The sequence below is a fragment of the Crossiella sp. S99.2 genome (genome assembly GCF_023094165.1).
In the GTDB taxonomy this organism is placed as follows: Bacteria; Actinomycetota; Actinomycetes; order Mycobacteriales; family Pseudonocardiaceae; genus Crossiella.
Genome location: NZ_JALMDK010000009.1, coordinates 191,312 through 212,847 on the forward strand (window position 1 = coordinate 191,312; position 21,536 = coordinate 212,847).

The 21,536-nt window shown below is 71.2% G+C and carries 14 protein-coding genes; 13 read left to right on the forward strand and 1 reads right to left on the reverse strand.

The genetic code is table 11. The features are described 5' to 3' along the window. The first annotated feature begins 10 nt into the window (after positions 1–10). Genes MZC64_RS31590 through MZC64_RS31605 form a run of 4 tightly spaced genes read left to right on the forward strand, consistent with a single transcriptional unit; the run spans position 11 to position 8,377 of the window. Positions 11–1,903 carry an AAA family ATPase gene (locus MZC64_RS31590; protein ID WP_247760595.1) on the forward strand — a complete coding sequence of 631 codons (1,893 nt, stop codon included), beginning with the start codon at positions 11–13 and terminating at the stop codon, positions 1,901–1,903. Next, positions 1,894–2,142: a hypothetical protein gene (locus MZC64_RS31595; protein ID WP_247760594.1), complete on the forward strand. Its 249-nt coding sequence runs from the start codon at positions 1,894–1,896 to the stop codon at positions 2,140–2,142. Before MZC64_RS31590 ends, MZC64_RS31595 begins: the two co-directional genes overlap by 10 nt. Beyond that, positions 2,139–7,844: a Rossmann-like fold-containing protein gene (locus MZC64_RS31600; protein ID WP_247760593.1), complete on the forward strand. Its 5,706-nt coding sequence runs from the start codon at positions 2,139–2,141 to the stop codon at positions 7,842–7,844. Before MZC64_RS31595 ends, MZC64_RS31600 begins: the two co-directional genes overlap by 4 nt. An 11-nt stretch (positions 7,845–7,855) precedes the next feature. Beyond that, a complete protein-coding gene (locus MZC64_RS31605) occupies positions 7,856–8,377 on the forward strand; it encodes a hypothetical protein (protein WP_247760592.1) in 522 nt (173 codons plus the stop codon). Between the two features lie 20 nt (positions 8,378–8,397). Here the strand turns inward: MZC64_RS31605 and MZC64_RS31610 are convergent, their stop codons facing one another. Next, positions 8,398–8,970, reverse strand: coding sequence for an alpha-ketoglutarate-dependent dioxygenase AlkB (locus MZC64_RS31610; RefSeq protein ID WP_247760591.1), 573 nt, complete (start codon positions 8,968–8,970; stop codon positions 8,398–8,400). A gap of 48 nt (positions 8,971–9,018) precedes the next feature. Here MZC64_RS31610 and MZC64_RS31615 point away from each other — a divergent pair, with 48 nt between their 5' ends. The 9 genes from MZC64_RS31615 to MZC64_RS31655 are packed head-to-tail and all read left to right on the forward strand — an operon-like array spanning position 9,019 to position 21,524. Beyond that, positions 9,019–9,657 carry a hypothetical protein gene (locus MZC64_RS31615; protein WP_247760590.1) on the forward strand — a complete coding sequence of 213 codons (639 nt, stop codon included), beginning with the start codon at positions 9,019–9,021 and terminating at the stop codon, positions 9,655–9,657. Positions 9,658–9,671: 14 nt separating this feature from the next. Continuing rightward, positions 9,672–10,016: a LysM domain-containing protein gene (locus tag MZC64_RS31620; RefSeq protein ID WP_247760589.1), complete on the forward strand. Its 345-nt coding sequence runs from the start codon at positions 9,672–9,674 to the stop codon at positions 10,014–10,016. Positions 10,017–10,018: 2 nt separating this feature from the next. Beyond that, a complete protein-coding gene (locus MZC64_RS31625) occupies positions 10,019–11,152 on the forward strand; it encodes a hypothetical protein (RefSeq protein ID WP_247760588.1) in 1,134 nt (377 codons plus the stop codon). A 19-nt stretch (positions 11,153–11,171) separates the two neighbouring features. Next, on the forward strand, positions 11,172–11,690 hold the full coding sequence (locus MZC64_RS31630; RefSeq protein ID WP_247760587.1) for a phage baseplate assembly protein V: 519 nt from the start codon (positions 11,172–11,174) through the stop codon (positions 11,688–11,690). A gap of 14 nt (positions 11,691–11,704) precedes the next feature. Beyond that, positions 11,705–12,037 carry a hypothetical protein gene (locus MZC64_RS31635; protein ID WP_247760586.1) on the forward strand — a complete coding sequence of 111 codons (333 nt, stop codon included), beginning with the start codon at positions 11,705–11,707 and terminating at the stop codon, positions 12,035–12,037. 1 nt (position 12,038) lies between these two features. Further along, the gene (locus MZC64_RS31640; RefSeq protein ID WP_247760585.1) at positions 12,039–12,464 is read left to right on the forward strand and encodes a GPW/gp25 family protein; all 426 of its coding nucleotides are present in this window, start codon (positions 12,039–12,041) and stop codon (positions 12,462–12,464) included. Next, positions 12,461–15,631 (forward strand): putative baseplate assembly protein, encoded by a 3,171-nt coding sequence (locus tag MZC64_RS31645; RefSeq protein ID WP_247760584.1) that lies wholly within the window; start codon positions 12,461–12,463, stop codon positions 15,629–15,631. The genes MZC64_RS31640 and MZC64_RS31645 overlap by 4 nt, the downstream gene beginning before the upstream one ends. After that, positions 15,628–19,362 carry a putative baseplate assembly protein gene (locus tag MZC64_RS48890; protein WP_247760583.1) on the forward strand — a complete coding sequence of 1,245 codons (3,735 nt, stop codon included), beginning with the start codon at positions 15,628–15,630 and terminating at the stop codon, positions 19,360–19,362. The genes MZC64_RS31645 and MZC64_RS48890 overlap by 4 nt, the downstream gene beginning before the upstream one ends. Then, positions 19,362–21,524, forward strand: a complete 2,163-nt coding sequence (locus tag MZC64_RS31655) for a hypothetical protein (protein WP_247760582.1) — start codon at positions 19,362–19,364, stop codon at positions 21,522–21,524. Before MZC64_RS48890 ends, MZC64_RS31655 begins: the two co-directional genes overlap by 1 nt. Positions 21,525–21,536 lie beyond the last annotated feature (12 nt).

The window sequence follows — 21,536 nt, forward strand, 5'->3', positions numbered from 1 at the left end:
GGGTCGGCGGGTGCATCAGGACGCGGTGGTCACCGCGGTGCGCCGGGTGCTCGCGCGCCTGGACGCGCATGCCGCCGGCCTCGGTCAGGCCGCGGAAGGCGTTGCGGCGCCAGGGGAACTGACCGCGCTGGACGCGCTGTGCGTGTGCTTCGGGCTCTCCGGCTTCGAGCGCGATGTGCTGCTGCTGTGCGCGGCGATGGAACTCGACCCCAGCACCGCGGCCCGCTGCGCCGCCGCGGCCGGCGACCCCGACCGCGGCTACCCGACCTTCTCGCTGGCCCTGGCCGCCCTGGCCGAACCGCACTGGAGCGCGCTGCCGCCGATCGCGCCGCTGCGCCGCTGGCTGCTGCTCGAACCCGAACCCGGCGGACTGACCACCGCGCGGCTGCGGATCAGCGAGCGGGTGCTGCACTTCCTGGTCGGACTGCCCTATGTGGACACCCGGCTGCACGGACTTCTCCGCCGGGTGCGCGCCGAGGCCGAACTGCCCGACTCGCAGTGGCGGTCGGCGCAGGCGCTGCTCGCGCACTGGCACGAGCCGGGCGGCCTGCCCCAGGCCGAACTGGCCGGGGCCGACGAGCGCACCCGCTGGGAGGTGGCCGCGGCCGCCGCCGATCAGGGCGGGCTCTCGCTGTATGTGCTGCGCGCCGAGGACCTGCCCGGTGCGCCGGCGGAACGGGAGCTGCTCGGACGGCTGTGGGAGCGGGAGGCGTTGCTGTTGCCCGCCGCGTTGCTGATCGAGGTCACCGAGGCCACGCCGGCCCAGCGTGCGCTGGTGGAGCAGTTCACCCACGAGCTGGGCGCGCCGGTGGCGATCTCCAGCGCCGATCCGCTCGCCGGCAACCCCAGGGGCCGGGCCCGGATCACCGTGCCCGCGCTGACCGAGGACGAGCAGCGCGGACTGTGGGCCGGGGCGCTCAACGGGTCCGGCGCGGCCATGTCCGAGACCGACCTGGCGCGGCTGACCGCCCAGTTCTCCTTGCCCAGTCACGTGATCCGGGCCGCGGGCGAATCGGTGCGCCGGGGCGCGGGCGAGGGCGGGGACCCGGCCGCACTGGCCTGGCAGGCCGGTCTGGACCACGCCAGAGTGGCCCTGGAAGAACTGGGCCGGCGGGTCGAACCCCGGGCGGAATGGGCGGATCTGGTGCTGCCCCAGCCACAGCAGACCATCCTGCGGGAGATCATCGCGCACGTCCGGCAGCGGGCGGTGGTGCACCAGGACTGGGGCTTCGAGAAGGTGCTGCGCCGCGGGCTCGGCGTCACCGCGCTCTTCGCCGGGGGCAGCGGCACCGGCAAGACCCTGGCCGCCGAGGTGCTGGCCGGGCGGCTCGGGCTGGACCTGTTCGTGGTGGACCTGTCCCAGGTGGTCAGCAAGTACATCGGGGAGACCGAGAAGAACCTGCGCCGGGTCTTCGACGCGGCCGAACGCGGTGGCGCGCTGCTGCTCTTCGATGAGGCCGACGCGCTGTTCGGCAAGCGCAGCGAGATCAAGGACAGCCACGACCGCTACGCCAACATCGAGGTCAGCTACCTGCTGATGCGGATGGAGTCCTACCGCGGCCTGGCCATCCTGACCACCAACATGAAGAAGGCCCTGGATACGGCGTTCCTGCGGCGGATCCGGTTCGTGGTCGACTTCCCGTTCCCCGGCCCGGCCGAACGCGCCGAGATCTGGCGCCGGGTCATCCCGGCCAGCACCCCGACCGAGGGCCTGGACGTGCGGAAACTGGCCCAGCTGACCGTGGCAGGCGGCAGCATCCGCAACGTCGCGCTGTCCGCGGCCTTCCTGGCGGCCGAGGCCGGTCAGTCGCTGTCCATGCGGCATCTGCTGGCCGCCGCGCGCACCGAGTACCTGAAGCTGGAGCGCGCGCTCACCCCGCCGGAGGTGGCCGGATGGGTGTGAGCATCGAGATCGGCGAGCTGGCGCTGACCGGCTTCGGGCGGATCAACGCCGACCGGGTGGCCGAGTCCTTCCAACGGGAACTGACCCGGCTGCTCACCCAGCACCCCGTTCCGTTCACCGGACGGGAAATCGACCTGGTGGGCGGGGCGCCGCCGCTACCGCCCACCAGGTCTGCCCGCAGACTGGGGCAGGCGCTGGCCAGGGCCGTCCACAGTGGACTGTTGGCGGCCGGCCCATGACCAGATCCGTCGAGCGCCGCCCGGCCAAACCCCCGGAGCGGAAGAAACCGGACGCCACCGCGGCCAGGGCCCCGCGCGAACTCCGCGAGGTGCTGGCCGCCCCCGGCCACCCGGTCGACCCCGGCCTGCGCCGCGAACTGGAAACCAGGCTGGGCCACGACTTCAGCCGGGTCCGGGTGCACACCGACCAGGACGCGGCCACCGTCGCCGAGCTGGTCGGCGCGGAGGCGGTCACGGTCGGCCAGGACATCTTCTTCGCCAAGGGCCGCTACCGCCCGGAAACCGTCGAAGGCCGCCACCTGCTGACCCACGAACTACTGCACACCATCCAGACCCCGCACCCCATGGGCGAACTGGCCGTCGGCCGCGATCCGGGCGCGGTCAGCACCCCCGGCCAGCCGGCCGAACGCGAGGCCGAGGCGCTGGCCGAACGACCGGGCGAGGTCGTGGAGAAGGCCAGGGCGGCCGGGTGGATGCGCTACGCCACCACGACCGCGGACCACCTGCGCACCGAACGACTGGACCCGGCGACGCTGGTGGATCGCCTGGTGGCGGCGGTGTTGCGGAGCCTGCGCGGGGACCCGACGGACGCCTCCGGGCGGGTGCGGTTGCAGCTGGGGCGGTTCACGCCGGAGCTGCGGGAGACGGTGCTGGCGCGGTTGGAGCGGCGACTGCCGTCGGCGGAGTACGCGCGGGTGCTGGCACTGATGGCGGAGGTCGACGAGACCGCGGCCGCGCCGGAGGTCGAGAACGCCGCCGTGCCCGAGCCGGTAGTGGAACAGCCCACGCCGGAACTCGAACCCGAGCCCGAGCCGGAACCCCAGCCGGCGCCGGAGCCGCAGGAGCCGGAAACCGAGCCGGAGCAGCCGGAACCTCAGCCCGAGCCGGAGCCGGAGCAGCCCGCGGAACCGGAGCCGGAGAAGAAGGAAGAGGAAAAGGAAGAGGAGAAGAAGGAGGAGCAGCCCCAGGAGGAGCCGGGGCAACCCGCTCCGGAGCAGGCCGCCCGGGAAGCCGCCGCCCAACCCGCGGCCCAGCTGCCCGGCGCCCTCGGCGCGCCCACCGCAGCGGGTCCACCGGCCGGTGCGACCCCGGAACCGCTCGCCGCCAGGGCCGATCCACGCGAGCCCGCGGTGCAGCCGGAACGTGTCGAGGCCGCTGTCACCGGCCCGGAAAGCCCGCTGGCCCGGCACGGTTTGCTGGAACGCGAGGAAACCGCTGCAGAACCACCGGAACAGGAGCAGCCGCTCGGCCTGGAGCCGGGCGCGGAGTCCGAAGTGGACACTCCGGACCCGGAACCGCCGGAGCAACCGGCCCAGCCGGAACTGACGGCCGAGGACCACCTTCCGGCCGGGGACCTGGATGTCTCGCGGGTGCCGACCGCGGATCAGTTGACGTTGCCCGTGGGCGGCACGCCACCGGCTCCGGCGCAGGCGCCGAGTTTCCCCGCACCACCGCCGACGAAGGCCGAGCAGACCCCGGAACCACCGGAAGTGGACGACCCGGAACCCGAGGCGCCGGTCGCAGCCGAACCGGCCCCGGCCGAGGCCGCGCCGCCGCAAGCCGCTCCGGCGGAACCGGCCGCACTCGCCACGCAGGAGCGCCCCGCCGAACCCGTCCCGGCCGCCGAATCGGCCGAGATGCCCGGTGCCGCAACGGAATCCGGTCCCGCGCAGGCTCCGGTCCCCGGTCCGGGCGGCGGTGTCCAGGATGGCCTCGGCACTCAGCCCGATCTTGGTGCACCCGGCCCCGGCGCTGCCGGCGCCAACACCCCCGGCCCCGCTGGTCCCGAGGCATCGCTCGAACCCGGCGGTGGCGCCTGCGCCGGTGCCCCCGAAGCCACCACCACAGCCGCCGCCCCCGAATCCGCCCCCGCGGGCGGAGGCGCCGCCCCGGCCCCGGCCGCCGCCCCGGCCGAACAGCAACCCGCCACCCCCGACGTCTCCAGCCAGCCTCCGGAAGCCGCGCTCGCCGCGGTCGGCACCCTGCCCATCGACCGCATGCAGACCTCGCTGTCCCAGGTCGACGCCTCGGTCACCCGCACCGTCGGCGAGCAACAGTCCGCGCTGCAGGCCGCGCCGCCCAGCATGGAACGGCCGGTCGGCGCGCCGCAGACGCTCGACGGTCCTCCGCGGGTCGCGCCGCCAGGGGATCCGGAGCGGGCCAGGTTGGAGCGAGCCCAGGCCGAGGAGGCGGATCGGCAGAAACAAGCCAAGTCTGAGCAGGTCCACAGCGAGCAGCAGCCGGTGCCGCGGCCGCACCTGGCCGGGGACACCCAGGGCAAGGTCACCCCGGGCGATGTGCAGAACGTGCAGCAGGCGGTGCGGAATGTGCCGACCACCGATCCGGCGATGAACACCACGGTCGCGCCGCCGCCGAAGGTCGAACTGACCGGGCAGGCCGATCCGGCGCGCACCGACGAACAGCAGCACAAGCTCGCCGAGCAGTCCCGGCAGCTGCACAACACCGGGCGCGAGGAGTCGGCCAAACCCCTTGGCGAGGACCAGATCTTCCCGAACGTGCCAGCCGAAACCCTGGCCGCCGAGGTCCCGGCGCCCGCCGGTGGCCAGGCCGCGCCCGGTCCCGGCGGACCCGCCCCGGACCAGGGCATCGCCGTTGTCGCGCAACAGGAACGCGGTCCGCAGGTGCAGGCCGCGGTGTCCCAGGGGCAGGGGCAGCTGGGCACGGAACGGCAGGGTCACGAGCAGTCGGTGGCGCAGGAGAACGCCCGGCACGAGTCCGAGGTGACCCGCACCGTCGCGGAGAACTCGCAGGCCCAGGCCGCCGAACGGGGCAAGGTCGGCACGGACGCCGCGGCCAAGCGGGAGGAGTGGCGGGCCGAGCAGGACCAGAAGATCGAGGAGAACAACGAGCAGGCGGTCAAGGAGCACGGCAAGGCCAACGGCGAGGTGGTCAAGCAGAAGACCGAGACCGACGAGGCCAACGCGCGCCGGGAGACCGAGGAGAACGACAAGATCCAGCGCGAGCGGCAGGACGCCGAGCGCAAGGCCGCGGAGGAGAAGCGGCGCAAGGAGAAGGAGGCCGAGGGCGGCGGCTTCTTCAGCTGGCTGGCCTCGAAGGTCACCTCCTTCTTCAACGACCTGCTGGACGCGGTCACCGGCTTCTTCAACGCCGCCATCCAGGCGATCAACAACATCGTCCGGACCTTTACCGACCTGGTGACCAAGGCGATCGACTTCGTCCGCGACGCGATCGTCACCCTGATCAACACCCTGGCCGACGTGCTGATCGCGCTCTGCGACGTGCTCGCGGTGTTCTTCCCCGAACTGGCCGCCCGCATCCGCAAGGGCATCGAGGACCTCCGCGACGCCGCCATCGCCACCGTCAACGCACTGGCCGACACCCTCAAAGCAGGCGTCAAAGCCCTGCTTGACCTGCTCGCCAAAGCCCTCACCGGCCTGCTCCGCCTGCTGGAAACCGCGCTCAAGGCGGCGATCGAGGTGGTCCGCACCGCGGTCAACGCCGCCATCGAGTTCGCCAAGGCCGCCATCCAGCTGCTCGGCGAGTTCGCCGCGATCATCGCCGACATCGCCGCCGACGGCGTCGGCACCTGGCTCGGCAAACTCGGCGGCGGCGCCCGCGACGGCGTGCAGAACCACCTGTGGGGCGCCATCCAGACCGGCGTCAAGGAATGGTTCAACGGCAAGGTCGAAGAAGTCCTCGGCCTGGGCAAAGCCATCATGGACATCCTGGTCCGCGGCTGCCTGTCCATCGGCAAGATCGCCAAAATGGCCTGGGACGGCATCATCGCCGCCCTCCCCATGATCATCATCCAGGTCGTCGTCGAACGCCTGGTCTCCCTGATCATCCCCGCCGCCGGCGCAGTCCTGGCCATCGTCCAGGGCCTGATGGCCGCCTGGGGCACGGTCAGCCGGATCCTGGCCGCCATCGGCGCCTTCATCGCCTTCCTCAAAGCCGTCCGCGCCGGCCCGGCCGCCGCCCTGTTCGCCAAGGCCGTCGCGGCAGGCGTGGTGGCGTTGCTGGAGTTCATCACCAACTTCCTGATGACGAAGCTGAAGGGGACGGCGAAGGGGGTCGGCAGCACGCTCAAGGGCATTGCCGCCAAGATCGGACGCGGGCTGGGCCGGGCAGCCGGGGGCACTCGCCGGGCGGCGGGCAGTGCGGTCAACTCCGCCCGCCGTGGTCTTCGCTCCGCCAGCCAGGCCCTTCGGCCGCCCCGCCGGGGTCCTGTTCCGGTGGGCCGCCGTCGTCCAGGGGCGGTCGTGGGTACTCGCGGTCGGCCGGGGGCGGGGCGGGGGCGTCCAGCGGCCGGGCGGTCCGGGGTTCGGCGTCCGGCGGGGCCGGCCCAGCGTCCGTCCATGTTGGACAGAGCCAAGGGAGCGGTCCGCACCGGGCTGAACAAGGTGCGCGGTGCAGCCAAGGCACTGGGCGCGAAGCTGCGCAACAGCAAGCTGGGCAAGGCGCTGGCGAACAGCGCTCGCAAGGTCCGCGAACGCGTCAACCGGCTACGGAACCGGTGGAAAGAACGGCAGCGTCGCAGAGCAGAACAGCGACGACGGTGGGAGGAACAGCGGAACTCGCCGCAGTCGGACGCACGCAGGCTCCTGCGGGCTGTCAGCAGGATCAGGCCCCGGCTCAACCGCCTGCTCCAGCGTGGACTGCGCGAGAACATCGCACGCCCACTGCTCGCCGCGCTGCGAGCCTGGTACCGGCTCACTACTTTCGAGCGGAACGGATCTCCGCAGTTCACCATGGAGGCAAAGCTGCGGTCAGCCTCTGCTGTGGTCACTCGCGGTTTTCGCGAGGTGCTGTCGGATCTCACCGGCACACCAGTCGCCCGTGGCGATGGTGGGCGCTACGGCGGGGTGCTGTTCCTCCAGCCCCGCACGCAGGCGCGAACGCCAGCCTCGGAGAAGGACGTCGCGAAACCGGACGACGATTCGGTCGTTGAACGGTGGCGCCGAGGAATGGCCGCCATCACGAGATTCGCGAGCGTGGTGCGGCAGGGAGGCGTCTCCACACGACAGCTCTTCACCTTCCTGGCCACAGTGGCACGGACCTTCCGGTTCAAGGAGATCAGGGCCAGACGGGCGGCTCAGGGCTGGCAGGTCTATGCGCGGATGAATCCGGACAACAGCGGAAACCTCGTTCCGTTCACGGGCAAGGTGCTGCTGGTGGGGGAGGGGAACCTCAGCTTCACCGAGACGAACCTCAAGCTGGGCATCGCGTTGCCAGGTCAGGTGACCGCCACCGTCTACAAAAAGCGGCACGAAGTCACCGACCCGGCGACCTTGCGGCGAGCAGGTCAGCTGGCCAGCGCCCAGGTCACGGTCGAGTTCGGGGTAGACGCGACGAAGTTGCACGAGGGCGCGGAGGACAAACCCAAGTTCGACACCATCATCTGGATGTTCCCGCATCCCGGCGGGGAACGGGCCGGTGCCACGGGGCGGGCCAGGGCGATGCTTAGTGTGTTCTTCACGAGTGCGCGCACTCGTCTCAATGCCGGAGGCAAGATCATCGTCGCGCTCAGGGTAGGCAAGAGAAACTACTACGAAAGGCAATGGAAACCGGAGAAGCTCGCCAATGACGCCGGTCTGCGTCTTGTCTCGAAAACCGGGTTCGACCCGGAGGGCTACCGTGGTTACACCCATGAGACAACCGAAGCTGGAGCGGCCACTGTCGATGTCTCATTGGCCACCACATACATCTTCACCACAGGTTAGGCGAACGACGGATGAGTATTGACGACGTCATGGCGAGGGTCACGGAGATCCCGGGTGTTCTCCTTGGACGGGGACCTGCTCACCCGGCCGAACCGGACCGATCCCTCGCGGAGCCGGTTCGTTCGTTCCTAGAGGCCTACCCGGCGCTCCAACAGGACCAATGCTATGTCGAGTTCCTGGAGCGCTACGCCGGACTCGCGATCGAGAGCAGCGACGACACGATTTTCGTGGATGTCCTCGGTTTCTCCGAGGTTGCGCTGGACATCGTCAATACCGAAGGCCCGATCGTCAGCAACGGATTCCTGATGTTCGCGCAGTGTGTGTACCACCAGGACGAGGCAGGGCGGTCCGACACCTATGAGTTCGACTTTGCCTTCGATGTATCCGGCGAGCGGAGGAGCGGCGTGTACCGGACCTACTCGACGATGGAGACCGAGCCGAGCCCATATGAGTGGCATCTGGACGGATTCTGTTCCTGGCTCAACGAACTCGTCGACGTTGGGGGTGTCTATGCGCGTCCGTCAGCCAGCTAGAGGCGTCCTGGTTCTGTCAGTCAGCGGGGCAGCACGGTCCGGAAGGTCAGTGACACCCTGCGCCCGCGCGTCAGTGCCCGGCTGTCCACAACATCTCGCTTCCGACCAGGAATGCCGTGGGACCACTTGTACCGAGCGTCGCCGGAGAGCAACAGCAGGCTTCCGGGTACCAGGACCAGCGGGAACTCCGCAGTGCGGTCCAGAGAGCGCAGTCGGATCACACAGCGCGATCCGAGACTCAGGGAGACGATCTCTTCGCCGAAGCACGGCAAGCAGTCCACATGGTCCGCGATGCCCTGGCCTGGCTCGTACTCGTTCACGATCATCTGGTCGAACGGTTTCTGGACGATTCCGTCCTGTCGTATCCGAGCAGCCAGTTCGGCGGCCCAGCCGGGCAGGGCGCCCAGGTACATGTCCTTGGAGACCGTCTTGCGCCGGTAGTCGTACCGGTAACCGTAGTGCTGCACCCGGCGTTTCAGGTCCGTCAGCCAAGGCTGGGAGTCGACGACATCCAGCAGCGCGTCCTGCTCCTCCTGACAGAGGTAGCCGGGCAGGTAACGCAGGCCCGGGACTGGTGGAGCGATGAGCGGCATGACCAATCCAAACACGAGCCGGTCTGCTCTGACGACAGGAGCCGGTCGGTGACCAGATACCTCGACATCCCCAAACCCATCCGCTCCGGCATAGTCGTCGTCGACCCCGAACGCGGCACCCCGCAACGCGTCATCGTCATGCAGTTCAACCCCGACACTCTCGAACGCACCCTCGCCCCCCAAGCCTCCGGCGCCGAACAGGGCGACCGCACCGAAGCCTTACGCCTCAAGGGCCCCGCGATCGAGACCTGGAAGTTCACCGCCGAGATCGACGCCACCGACCAGCTTGACGTGCCCGCGCCCTTCGGTATCCACCCACAGCTCGCCGTGCTGGAAATGCTCGTGCACCCCACCAGCGGACAGCTCCGCGCGAACCAGCGACTTGCCGCCGCGGGCACGTTGGAGATCACTCCCATGGAGACCCCGCTGACCCTGTTCGTCTGGGGGACGCGGCGGGTCATGCCGGTGCGGATCACCGAGCTGGCCATCACCGAGGAGGCATTCGACCCCGAGCTGAATCCGATTCGGGCGGCGGTGAGTCTGGGGTTGCGGGTGTTGTCGGTCAACGACTTGCCGGCAGGACATCGGGGTGCGGAGTTGTATCTGGCGCATTTGGCGCAGAAGGAGCGGTTGGGGGCGGCCAGCGGGACCGGTCGGTTGGCGCAGCTTGGGTTGCCGAGCATCTAGGGGAGGGGTTGAGGATGACTGAGCCGCTTGAGTTCTTGCCTGATCCGACGGCTTATCCGCGGACCAGCCGGTACTACGGGATCCCGACCGCGGAGCGGGTTGCCGGGGATGGGCGGCGGGTGCCCTACCTGACCCGGCGGTTGTTGCCGGATCCGGCTGAGTTCGCCGAGATCGGGGAGCACGTGGTGCGGGAGGGGGAGCGGGTGGAGCTGATCGCGGATCGGCAGTTCGGCGACGCGGGGCAGTGGTGGCGGATCGCGGACGCGAATCCGGTGCTGGATCCGCGGGAGCTGGCCGAGCCGGGGCGGCGGTTGCGGATCACCTTGCCAGCCGGGGTTCCCGGGCCGGTGCTGGACTAGCCATGGCCGCTGATCGCACACCCATTCACCTGACCCTGTTGCTGGGCAGGCGGATTCCGGTGCCCGCGCCGAGGGAGGTGACCGAGGCCCTGCTCTCCGCGCAGGTCACCGTCACCGCCGGGCAGCGCAGCGGGTTCCAGCTCTCCTTCGACCTGTCCAAGAAGGGGCTCATCCACAACGTGCTGCTGCCCGCCGGGTTCTTCGACCCACAGGTGCGGGTGGTGCTGATGGCCACGGTGCGCGGGACGCCGTCGGTGCTGATGGACGGGGTGTGCATCCGGCAGGAAGTGGGGATCAGCAATCAGCCGGGGCAATCGACGCTGACCGTCACCGGTGAGGACCTGACCGTGCTGATGGACCTGGAGGAACGGGAGGGCGTGCCGTTCCCGGCGATGCCACCATCCGCCAGGGTGGCCGCGATCATCGCGCAGTACGCCGGCTACGGCATCGTGCCGGTGGTCATCCCGGAGTTGTTCCCGCAGGCCGCTATGCCGACCCAGCGGATCGACTTCCAGAAGGGCACCGATCTCGGCTACCTCAACGAGCTGGCCAAGGCCAATGGGTACGTCTTCTACCTCGATCCCGGACCCGCACCGGGCGTCAGCAAGGGTTACTGGGGACCCGAGGTGCGGCTGGGGGTGCCGCAGCACGCGCTCACCGTCAACTCGGACGGATCGTCCACAGTGGACCAACTCACCTTCAGCTTCGACGGGGCCGCCCGCGAGCAACCCGTGGCCATGGTGCAGATCCCGTTCACCCGGGTGTCCGCGCCGGTGCCGGTGCCGCAGGTGAGCGTGCTGCGACCACCGCTGGCGGCCCGGCCCGCGCCCGCGCTGAAGAAGAAGGTCATCGCGGACACCGCCAAGAAGGACACCCCGATGGCACTGGCCGAAACGCTGGCCAAGGCGGCCGAGTCCGCGGACGCGGTCACCGGGTCCGGGCAGCTGGACGTGGTGCGGTACGGGCACGTGCTCCGGCCGCGCGAACTGGTCGGCGTGCGCGGCGCCGGCATCACCTACGACGGCCTCTACTACGTCAAAAGCGTCACGCACAACCTGCAGCGCGGCAGCTACACCCAGAACTTCACCCTCGCCCGCGAAGGCCTGATCGCCCTGCAACCCAGGGTGATCCCGTGAACCCGCCAGGAGAACGCCGATGAGTCCTGAGCCCAACCGGTACCTCGGCAAGTTCCGGGGCACGGTGGTGGTCAACGTGGATCCGCTGCGCCAGGGCCGGATCCAGGTCCAGGTGCCGGACGTGCTCGGCAGCGTGCCCTCGTCCTGGGCGATGCCCTGCCTGCCGGTGGCCGGACCGCAGATGGGGCAGTACGTGGTGCCGCCGGTCGGCGCCGGGGTGTGGGTGGAGTTCGAGCAGGGCGATCCGAGCTTCCCGATCTGGACCGGCTGCTGGTACGGCTCCCAGGCCGAGGTGCCCGCGGTGGCGCTGCTGGGACCGCCGATCACACCCAACATGGTGCTGCAAACCGTTGCCGGGCAACATATCCTGCTCTCCGACCAGCCCGGCAACGCCGGCATCACCCTGCGCACCAGCACCGGAGCCAGCCTGTCCGTCACCGACCGGGGAATCGTGCTCGACAACGGGCAGGGCGCGGTGATCACGATGGTCGGCGCGACCGTCACGGTCAACCGGGGAGCGCTCACCGTCAGCACCTGAATGGGGGTCAAGGCATGTCGATGAACCTGTTGCACGTCAACGCGACCGTCACCTGTCCGCACGGCGGCCAGGCCACCGTGGCGCCCGGCCAGCACCGGGTGGCGGTGAGCAGCCAGCTGGTCGCGGTCCAGTCCGACATCTACACGATCAGCGGCTGCCCGTTCACCGTCGGCCAGAAACCCCAGCCCTGCTTGACGATCCGCTGGGTCCGGCCGTCGGTGTCGATCAAGGTCAACGGGGTGCCCGCGCTGCTGGAGGACTCGGTCGGGCTGTGCCTGAGCGCCGAGCAGATCCCGCAGGGGCCACCGCGGATCGTCACCGTGCAACGCCGGGCGGGGGGACGCTGAGATGGGCGCCAGAGCAGACAAGCGGATCGTCGAGTTACCGGCCGCGCGGACCCGGGTGGGTCGACTGGACTGGGCGTTCCCGTTCCGGATCGACAGCAGGGGCCGCACCGCCGACCGCGGCTACGACGAGCACGTGCGGGACATGATCGAGGAGCTGCTGTTCACCAGCCCCGGCGAACGCGTGATGCGGCCGGACTTCGGCTGCGGGCTGCTGGACCTGGTGTTCGCGCCGAACAGCCCCGAATTCGCCTCCGCGCTCCAGCTCTCCGTGCAGGCCGGGTTGCAGCGCTGGCTCGGCGACGTGATCGACATCTACTCGCTGGAGGTGCTCAGCGAGGAGAACCTGTTGCGCGTGCACCTGGTCTACCTGGTCCGGCCCACCGGCACCCAGCGCACCGACGTGTTCGAGCGGAGGGGGACCCAGTGACGGCGGAACAGCAGTGCCGGGTGGACGGGCGGCGGCGCCGGATCAGGGCGCAGCGGTGGAACGGGATCGACGGGGTGGAGGTCGCCGACGACGGCCGCACGCTCACCGTCACCTTCCTCGGCAAGGCGCCCAAAGACCTGGCCCGCGACAACTTCCGCATCGACGGCGGGCGGCGGATCACCGGGCTGCGGGTGGTCGAGGTCCGCCTGGAAGGCCAGCCGGACCCGGAGCTGGACGACCGGGTGCACCTGAGCCTGGACCGGCCGGGCGACGCCTCCACCTACACGCTGCACCTGGTGCGCCCCAACGCCTACGGCCGCCCCGGGGCAGAGCCCTACCCCGGCTTCGACCCGCGCTACGCCAGCGCGCCCTTCGACTTCCGGCGCAGCTGTCCGTCCGATGTGGACTGTCGACCGGAACCCTGCCCGCCCGGGGTCGGAGGCCCGGCGCCGGAGATCAACTACCTGGCCCGGGACTACGACACGCTGCGCCGCCTGCTGCTGGACCGGATGACGCTGACCGTGCCGACCTGGCTGGAACGGCATGTGCCCGATCTCGGCGTCACCCTGGTCGAACTGCTCGCCTACGCCGGTGACCAGCTCGGTTACCGCCAGGACGCGGTCGCCACCGAGGCATACCTGGACACCGCCCGCCGCCGCACCTCCGTCCGCAGACACGCCCGGCTGGTCGACTACGCCATGCACGACGGCTGCAACGCCCGCGCCTGGGTGGCCCTGGACACCGCGCACACGCACACCCTGGAGGCCGGGGACTACCGGTTCGTCAGCATCGACCTCAGCCACCTGCCGCCCGGCGAACGCCCCGAGATCAGCACCGTGCTCTCCGACGAGGACCTGGAAACCCTGCCGCCCGGCGCGGTGGTGGAGGTCTTCGAGCCGGTCCGGCCCTGCCCGCTCACCGTGCGGCCCGAGCACAACCTGATCCGCTTCTGGACCTGGGGCGATGAAGAATGCTGCCTGCCCGCGGGCGCCACCGCCGCCACCCTGCGCGATGCCTGGCAGGGCGGGGAGACCGCGCGCACCCGGCAACGGGCCCTGCACCTCAAACCCGGTGACGTGATCATCATCGAGGAGGTCCGCGGCCCGGTCACCGGCGCGGCGGCCGACGCCGATCCCACCCACCGCCAGGCCGTCCGGCTCACCTCGGTGACCCCTGGCTGCGACGACCTCTACGACCAGCCGGTGCTCGAAGTCACCTGGTCCGCCGAGGACGCGCTTACCTTCAGCGTCTGCCTGTCCGCGGTCGGCGGCCCGGACTGCTGCCTGCTCACCGACCTGAGTGTGGTGCGCGGCAACGTGCTGCTGGTCGACCACGGCCGCTCGCTCACCTTCTGCGGCGCCGGACCCGAGGAGGTTCTGGTGCCCCCGGGACCGGTCGACCCGCCGAGCTGCGAACCACCGGAGTTCGGCTGCCCGGACCGCGCCGCCGCCGACCCCTCGGTCGGCCACCTCCAGTCCCTGATCAGCCAGACCGCCGAACACGAACCCCTGGACCCCGACGACGTCCGCGGCCTCAACGCGGTCTTCGGCGCGGCTGCGGTGGCCAGGGGCGGGCTCGGCATCTCGCTCTCCCGCGGCAGCACCGAGCACGAAGTCGTGCGGCCGGAGGTCATCGCCGACCAGCACACCGCGCTGCGCACCCTGCTCGCCCAGGTCACCTACCCGCCGCTGCCGCGCCCGTTCCGGCCGATCCTGCGCAACACCCCGGTCACCCAGCGGGTGGTGTTCCCGTTGCCGCGCATCGTGGCCGCTGCCCAGGCCGAGCGGCTGCGCGAGATCCCCGGCCGGGTGCACGACTGGCTCACCGGACTCTGGCGGGACGCCCGCGACGGCACCCCGCCGGATCGCCGCGCACTCGCCGCGCTGGCCGTGCTGTTCACCGAGAAACTCCTGGCCCGGCTCAACATCGGCGAACGCCCCGAACCCGCGCTGCGCGAACTCCTGGCCCGCCAGGAAGAACTGCTCAAGCCCAAGCTCGACCGGCTGCGCGTGCTGGCAGGCCGGGCCGCCGCCGGGGTGGTCCTGGCCGACGGGATCGCCTGGGAGATCAGGCAGAGCTGGGGCCGCGAGCACGCCGAGGGCCTGCACCCCGGCGCACAGGCCCTGGCCGGATCCGCCCGCTCCGCACTGCGCACCGACCCTCGCGCCGCCCTGCCGGCGGTGCTGGTCACCGAACAGGCCGAGGACGACGGCGATCCGCCCGGTCCACAGTGGACACCCCGGCGCGAGCTGCTGGCCAGCGGGCCGCGGGACCGGCACTTCGTCGGCGAGCTGACCGAGGACAACCCGGCCCGGCTGCAACTCCGCTTCGGCGACGGGAAACGCGGCCTCGCACCGAGGCCAGGCAGCACGGTGGAGATCGCCTACCGGGTCGGCACCGGGGTCGCGGGCAACGTCGGCGCGGAGGCCATCACCCACCTCGCACTCTGTTGCGGGGCCATGACGGACGGCGTGACGAGAGTCCGCAATCCGCTCGCCGCGGTCGGCGGCGTGGAGCCCGAGCCCATCGACGAAGTCCGGCAACTGGCCCCGCTCGCGCCCCGGCGCAGCCTGGTCCGCGCGGTCACCGCCGCCGACTACGCCCGCCTGGCGAGCGAAGTGCCTGGCGTGCAACGGGCCGCGGCCCAACTCCGCTGGAACGGCAGCGGCAAGGAGGCGCACGTGGCCGTCGACCCGCTCGGCGCGGGTGTGCCCAGTCCGGCGCTGCTCGCCGCGGTCGCCGCCGCCCTGGAACCCGCCCGCCGCATCGGCCACCGCCTCTTCGTCAACCCGGCGGCACTCGTGCCATTGGACATCGAGCTGTTCGTCTGCGTGGACCACGGCTACCAGCGCGGGCACCTGCTCGCCGCCCTGCGCGCGGCCTTCGGCACCCGGCGACTGCCGGAGGGCGCACTCGGCTTCTTCCACCCCGACGCGCTCAGCTTCGGCGAACCGATCCGGGTCTCCCGGCTCGTCGCCCGCGCCGCCGCGCTGCCCGGCGTGGTCACCGCCCAGGTCCGCCGCCTGCGCCGCCGCTTCGGCCAGGACAACGGCGAACTCGCCGCCGGGCTGCTGCCACTGGGGCCCTTGGAGATCGGCCAGCTCGACAACGACCCCGACCGGCCGGAGAACGGCCGCCTGACCTTCGTGCTCGGAGGTGCCCGGTGACGAACGACTGCTGTTCCGACTGCTGTGCCGGGACCGCGGTGCTGACCCCCGTCGAGGTGGTCAACCCGCCGTCCCGCAACGAGATCACCCACCGGGTCGGCACGCACGCGGAGTTCCTGGCCAGCATGCGCGCCCGATTGTCCAGCCCCGCCTACCCGGCGCTGGCCGCGCTCACCGTGCGCGGCACCGAGGATCCGGCCATCGGCCTGCTGGACGCCGGCGCGGTGCTCGGCGACCTGCTCACCTTCTACACCGAGCGGATCGCCAACGAGGGCTACCTGCGCACCGCGACCGAGCAGCGCTCACTCACCCTGCTCGGCCGCCTGGTCGGCCACACCCCGCGGCCCGGAGTGGCCGCGGGCGCGTTCCTGGCCTACACCCTGGACGCCGATCCACGGCAGGGCCGGGACTTCCAGGTCCGCATCCCGCGTGGCGCGCGCACCCAGAGCGTGCCGGGGCCGGGGGAGGAGCCGCAGTCCTTCGAGACCATCGAGGACCTGCTCGCCCGCTGGTCCTGGAACGACCTGCGGGTCCGGCAGACCCGGCCCTACCAGTTCACCATGGACGATCTGGGCAAGCGCACGGCCGTGCACGTCGCCGGGGTCTCCGCCAACCTCAAACCCGGCGACCAGCTGCTGTTCGTCTTCGGCGCCGAACCCGGCCGCCAGCAGCACACCGTGGTGCCCGGCGTCACCCTGGACCGGGACCGCGATGTCACCACCATCGGCCTACCCCAGCCCGCGCTGCCCACCCTGGCCGAGCTGAACAAGGACCTACTAGCTGAGCTGAAGAAGCTCGTCGACCCCGACCCGGCCGACCCGGAACAACCACCGGAAGTGGTGCGGCGCAGCGCGATCCTGCGCCGCCTGGTCGAGGGCCCGGTGACCGAGCTGTGGCGGATCAGGCACACCCTCACCACCCCGACCCGCTTCGCCAAGGAGGTGTCCGCGCTGCGCGAACGCGTGGCCGAGACCACCGCCCTGGCCGAGCACTACGTGCACATCGCCACCTGGCTGAAGTCCTTCGACCAGACCTTGGGCGCCCTGGAGACGACCGCGCGCAAGCTGGAACCCAAGCAAGATTGGGAACCCGCACCGGAACGCCTCTACCACGCCCTCGCCCTGGATGCCGAGGTCCCCGGCCGCAGCGAGGCCGTGCTCGGCCTGGGCGCCCTGCTCGGCGCACTGCGCACCAGCACCACCCGACCACCCGCCGGATCCCGGTACCTGGCAAGGGAACTGGCCCGGATCTACGCGCCCGGCTCGGACCTCGGCGCCCAACTGCTGTCCGCTTTGGACGATCGACTCCGGGACAGCCTCTACCCGGCCTGGCGGCAGACCGACCTCAGCACACCGCTCGCCCTGCAGGAACTGCACGCGATGCGGGTGGTCGCCACCCCCTTCGGCGCCACCGCCCCACCCGAACTGCGGGTCTCCGGCGGCGTGGCCACCCCGCAGGAATGGTCACTGCGCTCCCTGCAAACCCTGCGGCTGCGGGTGGACTACGACGCCGAGGTGCACACCACCAGGGTGGTGCTGCACTTCATCGCGGGCAACGGGGCCTGGGAACACATCCTCACCGACCTCACCGAGGAGGTCACCGTCGACCTCGGCCCCGGCCAGTTCACCTTCACCCCGGCCACCGGCAAAATCTCCTTCGCCTTCAGCAAAGAACTGCCCGAACGCAAGGTCGAGGTGTTCGAGCAGAACGCGGAAAAGAAGATCAAGGTCCGGCTCACCGGCGAGGCGCTGCCGGTGCTGGAGCACACCCTGGCCGTCGGCGACGAACCCTGGTGGCAGGAACACGGCGAGGGTTTCCTGGCCCGGTTCCAGCGCATCGCCGCCACCGCCGGACCGCCAAAAACCGTGGAGCACGTGGACTTCACCATCCAGACCTACGCGCTCACCCCGAGCCGGATCCTGGCCCTGGACGGCGTGTACGAGGGCATCGGACCGGGCAGCTGGGTGGTGATCACCAGGCCGCGCAAGGGCCGGGAGATCGGCGGCGACGAGAAGCTGTCCACCGTCACCGCCAGGGTCACCACCGCCCGCACCATCGCCAAGCAGGCCTTCGGGATCAGCGCCAAGGTCACCGAACTGACCCTGGACCGGCCCTGGCTGGACAAGCAGGACACCCTGCTCTCGCACCTGCGCGACGCCACCGTGTACGCCCGCGGCGACCGCCTGGAACTGGCCGAGGAGCCGGTGCCGGAACCGGTGGCTGGCAACGTGATCGAGCTGGCCGAACTGTACGACGGCCTCACCCCGGGCCGCTGGGTGATCGTCACCGGCGAACGCGCCGACCTGCCCGGCGGCACCACCGGCGTGCGCGGCACCGAACTCGCCATGATCGCCGGGGTGACCCAGAAGGTCGACCCCGAGCGGCCGGGCGAGAAGGTGCACACCGAGATCACCCTGGCCGCCCCGCTCGCCCACCGCTACCTGCGCATCAGCGTGCGGGTGCACGGCAACGTGGTGCGTGCCACCCACGGCGCCAGCCGCGACGAGCCGATCGGCAGCGGCGACGCGAGCAAACCCGGCCAGTCCTTCCTGCTCCGACAGGGCCCGCTCACCTGGCTGGCCGCGGACAATCCCGTTGGCGCGCACAGCACCCTGGAGATCCGGGTGGACGGGGTGCGCTGGCAGGAGGTGGACAGCCTGGCCGGCCGCGGCCCCACTGAACGCGTGTACGTGACCGCGCTGACCGACACCGGCGCACTCAAGATCACCTTCGGTGACGGCAGGCACGGCGCCCGGCTGCCCACCGGCGTGGAGAACGTGCGCGCCAGTTACCGGGTCGGCCTCGGCAAATCCGGCAATGTGACGGCAGGCCAGCTCACCCAGCTCACCACCCGCCCACTCGGTGTCTCCGCGGTCACCAACCCGCTGCCCGCCGACGGCGGCGCCAACCGCGACGACGCCGGCCAGCTCCGCCGCAACATCCCACTGCGGGTCACCGCGCTGGACCGCCTGGTCTCGGTGCCCGACTACGCCGATTTCGCCCGCGCCCGAGCGGGAATCGGCCGCGCGGAGGCCCGGCAGCTGCACAACGGCTCCCGCCAGGTCGTGCACGTCACCGTGGCCGGCACCGACGACATCCCACTGCACCCCGACTCCGACCTCATCACCACCCTGCGCGCCGCCTTCACCGCGCACGGCGACGCCGGGCTGCCGGCCGAGGTCGCGGTCCGAGAACCGGTGCTGCTGGTCATCGCGGCCAACATCCGGGTGCACCCCGACCACTCCTGGGACCTGGTGGAACCGGCGGTGCGGGCCGCACTGCTGGGCCGGCTGGGCTTCGCCGGGCGGGAACTCGGCCAGCCCGCCTACCTGTCCGAGGTGCTGGCCACCGCACAGGCCATGCCCGGCGTGGACCACGTGGACGTGGACTCCTTCGCCGGGGTGCCCGGCAGCATCACACCCCTTGGCCTGCAACAGCTCGCCACCGACCTGGCCAGGCCCAACCCGGTCGTGCCAGCCCGGCTCGCCCAGTACACAGTGGACAGATACACCGTCGCCCCGGCGAGCGGCCCGACCGAAACCCTCACCGCGGTCGCGGCCAAACACGGCATCAGCGTCGCCGAACTGGTGCGGCTCAACCCCGACATCACCGACGCCAGGCCCCTGGATCGGGGCCGGGTGGTCGTGGTCTTCCGCGGGGTGCGGCCCGCCCAGTTCGTGCTGCTGTCACCGACCCTGCCGGACACGTTGATCCTGAAGGAGGTGCGGTGATGCCCGCACCCGATCCCGACCGCCTCTACGACCTGCTGCCGCAGTTCCACCGGTTGCGCGACGCCGAGACCGGCGGCCCGCTGCGCGCGCTGCTGGCGGTGCTCGCCGAACAGGTCGAATTGGTCGACGCCGACGTCCAGGCACTCTACGAGGACTGGTTCATCGAAACCGCCGCAGACTGGGCGGTGCCCTACCTCGGCGATCTCGTCGGCTACCGGATGCTGCGCGGCTACGAAGAAGCTCTGCAATCCCGGCCCGTCGCTTCGCTCGCCACGCCCAGCCGCGGAGACCAAGCGGCGCAACGATTAGCCGCCAGACTCGCCCCCCGCGCCGACGTCGCCGACACCGTGGCCAACCGCCGCCGCAAAGGCACATTGCCGCTGCTGGAGGAACTCGCCCGCACCGTCGCCGACTGGCCCGCCCGCGCGGTCGAGATCCAGCCGCTGCTGGCAGCACACCAGCCGATCCGGCTCTATCCCAACCGCCCGGCGGCGGCCAGCGCGCGCACCGCGTACGGCGGCGGTTACGTCGACCTGCGCCGCGGCGCCGACCTCGACCTGCTCGGCTCGCCCTTCGACACCACCGCCCGCGGCTCCGCCGGCGCGTACGGACCACCCGCGGTCGGCGTGTTCCTGTGGCGGCTCAAGCCCTACTCGATCACCCGCGCCCCGGCCTACTGCATCGACCGCGCGCGCAACCTGTTCACCTTCTCCATTCTCGGCAACAACCAGCCCCTGCTCGCCAACCCCGAACCCGAACCAGGGCCCGCGCACCTGGCCGGAGCGGCCAACGTGCCCGCCTTCATCCGCCGTCGCGCCCTCGCCGACGCCCTGCCCGACTACTACGGACCGGGCAAGAGCCTCCAGATCTGGCGGGACGGCGAGGAGGAACCCTTGCCACTGGCCGATCTGGTGGTGGCCGACCTGACCCGGTGGGCCTACCGCCCGCGCGGCAGGCAGGTCGCGGTGGACCCGGTGCTCGGCCGGATCGCGTTCAGCCCGCGCACCGCACCACGCAACGGCGTCTGGGTCAGCTACCACCACGCCTTCAGCGACGACACCGGCGGCGGCGAATACCCGCGCCCGCATCAGTCCACAGTGGACAAATACCTGGTCGGGCCCGGTGCGCACGGCGGGATCATGGCCGCCTTCCGGCAGTGGCGGGCCGACCAGCAGCAGGGCCAGGCCGGGCCCGAGGCGATCATCGAGATCACCGACAGCGGCGCCTACCAGGAACAGATCGAACTCGCCCTGGAACGCGGCGAACGCCTCGAAGTCCGCGCCGCCGAAGGCACCCGGCCGGTGATCCGGCTGCTCGACTGGTACAGCAACCGCCCGGACGCACTACTCGTCCGCGGCCCCGCCGCCGACAGCGAACCCGAGGACGACTGCTGCCCGCCCCGGGCCAGGCTGGTGCTCGACGGCCTGCTCATCGCCGGACGCGGCGTGCACGTCACCGGACCGCTCGGCGCGGTGGTGCTGCGGCACTGCACGCTCGTGCCCGGCTGGTCCCTGGAACCGCACTGCGAGCCCTCGCACCCCGAGGAACCCAGCCTGGTGCTGGAGGACACCACCGCCTGCGTGCAGATCGAACGCAGCATCCTGGGCACCATCCTGGTCATCGCCAACGAGGTCGACACCGACCCGCTGCCCATCCACCTCACCGACAGCGTCCTGGACGCCACCGCCACCGACCGCGAAGCCCTGTCCGCGCCGGAGTGCCGGCACGCGCACGCGATCCTGTCCGTGCGGCGCAGCACGATCATCGGCGAGGTGCACACGCACGCCATCCGGCTCGGCGAGAACTCGATCTTCCACGGCCGGGTGCACGTGGCCCGGCGCGGCCTCGGCTGTCTCCGGTTCTGTTACAGCACACCGGGTTCACGCACCCCTCGGCGATACCGCTGCCAGCCCGACGGGGTGCGCGGCGAGGTCGAGCAGTTGCGCGTGCGGCCCCGGTTCACCAGCACCCGGTACGGCACCCCTGGCTACGCCCAGCTCGCCGCCGACTGCGCCGTGGAGATCAGCCGCGGCGCCGAGGACGGCAGTGAAATGGGCGCCTTCCACGACCTGTTCCAGCCGCAGCGCCTGGACAACCTGCGCGCCCGGCTCACCGAATTCCTGCCGGCAGGCATGACCGCCGCGACCATCTTCGTCTCGTAGAGGGGGACCAGA